The sequence below is a fragment of the Oleiagrimonas sp. genome, from assembly GCF_027858935.1.
In the GTDB taxonomy this organism is placed as follows: Bacteria; Pseudomonadota; Gammaproteobacteria; order Xanthomonadales; family Rhodanobacteraceae; genus Oleiagrimonas.
Genome location: NZ_JAQIBU010000214.1, coordinates 1 through 3,917, shown reverse-complemented (window position 1 = coordinate 3,917; position 3,917 = coordinate 1). Strand labels below are relative to the sequence as shown.

Sequence of the window (3,917 nt, the reverse complement as noted above, 5' to 3'; positions counted from 1 at the left end):
TGCGGCGGCCAGACATGGCCGTCCACGTAGACATTGCTCATTTGTGCTTGCGGCAGGAACAGCGCAACCCACGGCGCCACTGCCAGCGAGAGTGACGTGGCGATACCGGTCACCACGATGATGAAGTAGGCAATGCCCAACGGCAGCATCAGCAACATGTACAGCAGCGTCGACCAGGTACGCGCATCGGTGAACATGCCGCCGATACGCTTGAGCCACGGCTGGCTGCGATCGGCATAAGCCGGCCTCCGCGGCATGCGTACGCCGAGCATGGTCTCGACGATGCGCCCCTCCAGCAGTGCAAGCACGCGCAGCGTTCCCACGAACAGGACCAGGAACGGCAAGCCGATGATCAGGATCGAGAATCCCAGCGAAAGGCCGATACCGGTGGTGGCCCATGTGAAGTAGAAGATGCCCGTGGCCAGCGCCAGCAGCATGTAGAACAACGCGCCGTAGGTGTGCGGATCGACGGCGACGCCGAAAAAGCGGCCCAGTGCGCTGCCACGCGTCGGTGCCTTGGGCGTGCGCATCGCACGCTGCACGGTGACTTCCTGGTCGCGATAGATCTCGGCGACCTCCTGCGGATCGCCGTAACTGCCGACCACGGCTTCCAGCATCGCCGCTTCGTCGCCGTCACCGCGTTCAGCCAGTTCCGCGCGCAGGTGCTCCTCGGCGTCATACAGCGCATCCTGGATCAGTGCCGGGTCCGCGCCCACGAGCGCGGCGCGCAGTTGCTTGAGGTATTCGGTGATGGTTCGCGGCATCGGGGCATTCATTGAGGGGTTCCTCCAAGGACGGAATCGACTGAATCGCGGGTATCCCGCCAGGTCGCGCTCCAGGCGTCGAGCACTTCGCGACCGACATCGGTGATCTGGTAGTAGCGCCGCGGCGGACCACTGACCGAAGGCTCCACGCGGCTTTCCAGCAAACCCGCGGCATCGAGGTTGCGCAGTACCGGATACAGCGTGCTCTGCTTGCCGGCGAGCACGCCGCGGCTGTCCTCCAGTCGCTTGGCGATGAGGTATCCGTACAGCGGTTCCCCGGCCTGCGCCAGCACCGCCAGCAGGACAAGCGAAACCGTGCCGGAGGCCAGCTCCTTCTCGAACTTCTTCAGCAAGTGGGTACGCGCATCGCTCATACTGCGGTCTTCGTTATATACACAATTGAATAGTATACCTAACTTAATACTAGTAAATCGTCCGAAAGTCATGCTCGGGAAAAGCAAGAAACCGGAGCTATACCGGAAGCTTGTGGATATCCAGTGGCGCGGAAAACATTGCGATCCCCATACTCGACAAGTCAGCCTGCAGCACCCGTTTGCTGCAGACCGAGGGGAGATCCCTCGGGCAGGGAAGGCCTGAAAGGATCCCGAAGACCAAAACGACGCGCGGCGAGGCCCCATGAAACGCGCGAACAATCCGCCTGTAATGCCGATCAAGCAATCCCAGCACGGACGTATCAAATGGTGGCAGCCCGTGCCCGGCAAGGCCGACCCCACACGCCGGCCGCGTAGCAGGCACAAGGTGAACCCCGGCAGACGTTGATGGGGTGCGCCAAGAGAGCTGCACAGAAGTCACCGGGGTATTACATTGGAGCGCTGCTGCGTCGTCCTGTTCGACTTGCCGTTTTCATCCTCCTTGATGTTGGCCCCCCATGCGCAATCTTCGTTTGCCGTCCTTCGCCCTGCTCTGCCTGTCCCTGGTCGCATTTGCCGCCATGGCCACCACGCACGACAGCCCCACCCAGGAACAGATCATCAAGCACTCCAGGCCCTCCGAGTGGCACACCCTGGACCCGGCGAACACGCTGTACATGGACCTGCCGTCCGGGCGGGTGGTGATCGAGCTGGCGCCGCAGTGGTCGCCCAGGCACGTGGCGAACATCAAGACACTGGTGCACGAGCACTATTTCGACCACACCTCGGTGTACCGCGTGGTCGACAACTTCGTGGCGCAGTGGGGCGATCCGGATGGCGATGATCCGGCCAAGGCCAAGCCGATGGGCTCGGCGAAAACGACGTTGCCGCCGGAATTCGTGCGCCACGTGCACGGACCTCTGCCTTTCGTGCCGCTGGGCAGTCCGGACGTGTACGCCCCGGAGGTCGGCTTTTCCGGTGACTTCCCCGTGGGCCGTGACCCGTCCACGCATACTGCGTGGATCGCCCACTGCTACGGCACCGTTGGCGTAGCGCGCGACGTGGCGCCGGACAGCGGCAACGGCAACACCCTGTACGCGGTGATCGGCAATGCGCGCCGCATCGACCGCAACCTGGCGGTGGCCGGGCGGGTGGTGCGCGGCATGCCGCTGCTGTCCTCCCTGCCGCGCGGACCCAAGGACCACATGGGCGTATACCGTGACTTGGGCAGGGCCACGCCGATCCTGAAAATGCGCCTGGCCAGCGATCTGCCTGCCGACCAGCGCCTGCCGCTTCAGATCATGCGCACCGACAGCGCCAGCTTTCGTCGCCTGCTGCACGCATCGGCCCACAAACACAATGCTTTCTATCGGTACAGCCCCGGCCATATCGACCTGTGCGCAGTGGCGCCACCCGTGCGCCTGAAACCGAAAGCCGCAACATCCAGTTCAGACAGATAATGCGTATCGTATAAGACAGGCGGTGCTTGAGCCGGCCTGTGTGTCCGCCCTGCAACCCGAGGATCGATCATGCGCTTCCGTACTCCGTTCGCCCTGATCTTCACCGCCTGCCTGACCATCACGGCCGCGCTGCCCGCAGTCCGAGCGCAGTCACCGACGATGGCGCCGGACTTCGTCGGTATCAGCCATTGGATCAACTCGCCACCGCTGAGCATGAAGAAACTGCACGGCAAGGTGGTGCTGATCGACTTCTGGACCTACTCGTGCATCAACTGCCTGCGTACGCTGCCTCACCTCAAATCATGGTGGGCCAAGTACAAGGACAAGGGACTGGTCATCGTGGGCGTGCATTCGCCCGAATTCGACTTCGAAAAGAAGCCCGCCAATGTCGAGGCCGCAGTGAAGAAATACGCCATTGGCTGGCCGGTGGCCATGGACAACGACATGGATACCTGGAACGCCTGGAACAATCAGTATTGGCCGGCGGAGTACCTGGTCGACAAGCGCGGCAAGGTGGTCATGCAGCATTTCGGCGAAGGTCATTACATGGAAACCGAGAACGCGATCCGCAAGCTTCTCGGTCTGTCGCCGATCGCGCATGAAGATGTTGCTGCAGCAAACCTTTCTCAAATCGGCTCGCCGGAGATGTACCTGGGCAGCAACCGGGTGCGCAACATGGCCAACCCGATACCGCCGTTGATGTTCACGCACCTGTACAAGGCACCAGCCCGACTGGCCCTGAACCAATACGCGCTGCAGGGACACTGGAAGCTGGCCGGCGAATACGCCAGACTGACCGAGGGTTCGGGACAAATCCGGCTGCATTTCAAAGCCGGAAAGCTTCACATGGTCGCCTCAAGCAAAACACCCGTCACGCTGAAGATCACGGTCGACGGCAAGCCACAGCCCGCGGTCACGGTGCACGGGAGCAAGCTCTACACGCTGTTCAACAGCAACGACTACCGCGATCATGTGGTCACCATCGAGATTCCGAAGGCCGGCTTGCGGGCGTACACCTTCACCTTCGGCTGAGTCCGGGTGCAGCAGCGGCTTCACGCGCTCTGTGTTTTGCTGCATGCTTGGCGGCCCTTCCGATATTGAACGTCCGTGGCACTCACACCGACCAGCAAGGCCCAACTGCAGATTCACTTCTGTGTTCTGCTATGGGGCTTCACCGCCATCCTCGGAAAACTGATCACCCTCCCGGCCCTGCCGCTGGTGTGGTGGCGCATGCTGGCGGTAGCCGTGGCTCTGCTGTTCTTTCCCCGGGTCTGGCGTGGCCTGCGCGAAATGTCCGGGCGACTGATGCTGGCTTACGCCGG

At 62.3% G+C, this 3,917-nt stretch carries 4 protein-coding genes and 1 pseudogene; 3 read left to right on the top strand and 2 right to left on the bottom strand.

Annotated features, from left to right (window positions below; genetic code table 11):
- Both PF446_RS08045 and PF446_RS08040 read right to left on the bottom strand, forming a co-directional pair.
- The coding region (locus PF446_RS08045; protein WP_298070894.1) for a sensor domain-containing protein at window positions 1-776 on the bottom strand (776 nt) is incomplete at its 3' end.
- The gene (locus tag PF446_RS08040) at window positions 773-1,138 is read right to left on the bottom strand and encodes a PadR family transcriptional regulator (RefSeq protein WP_298070892.1); all 366 of its coding nucleotides are present in this window, start codon (window positions 1,136-1,138) and stop codon (window positions 773-775) included. The genes PF446_RS08040 and PF446_RS08045, both read right to left, overlap by 4 nt.
- Before the next feature lie 515 nt (window positions 1,139-1,653).
- On the opposite strand from PF446_RS08040, the gene PF446_RS08035 reads away from it, so the two are divergent.
- The 3 genes and pseudogenes from PF446_RS08035 to PF446_RS08025 form a co-directional block, all read left to right on the top strand.
- A complete protein-coding gene (locus tag PF446_RS08035) occupies window positions 1,654-2,595 on the top strand; it encodes a peptidylprolyl isomerase (RefSeq protein ID WP_298070890.1) in 942 nt (313 codons plus the stop codon).
- A gap of 69 nt (window positions 2,596-2,664) precedes the next feature.
- Window positions 2,665-3,627: a thioredoxin family protein gene (locus PF446_RS08030; protein ID WP_298070888.1), complete on the top strand. Its 963-nt coding sequence runs from the start codon at window positions 2,665-2,667 to the stop codon at window positions 3,625-3,627.
- A gap of 75 nt (window positions 3,628-3,702) precedes the next feature.
- Window positions 3,703-3,917: pseudogene (locus PF446_RS08025) on the top strand (EamA family transporter); the annotation flags it as partial.

Excerpts from the sequence above, each read along its gene's own strand:
- PF446_RS08040 (WP_298070892.1), bottom strand. The coding sequence starts at position 1,138 with ATGAGCGATGCGCGTACCCACTTGCTGAAGAAGTTCGAGAAGGAGCTG.
- PF446_RS08035 (WP_298070890.1), top strand. The coding sequence starts at position 1,654 with ATGCGCAATCTTCGTTTGCCGTCCTTCGCCCTGCTCTGCCTGTCCCTG.
- PF446_RS08030 (WP_298070888.1), top strand. The coding sequence starts at position 2,665 with ATGCGCTTCCGTACTCCGTTCGCCCTGATCTTCACCGCCTGCCTGACC.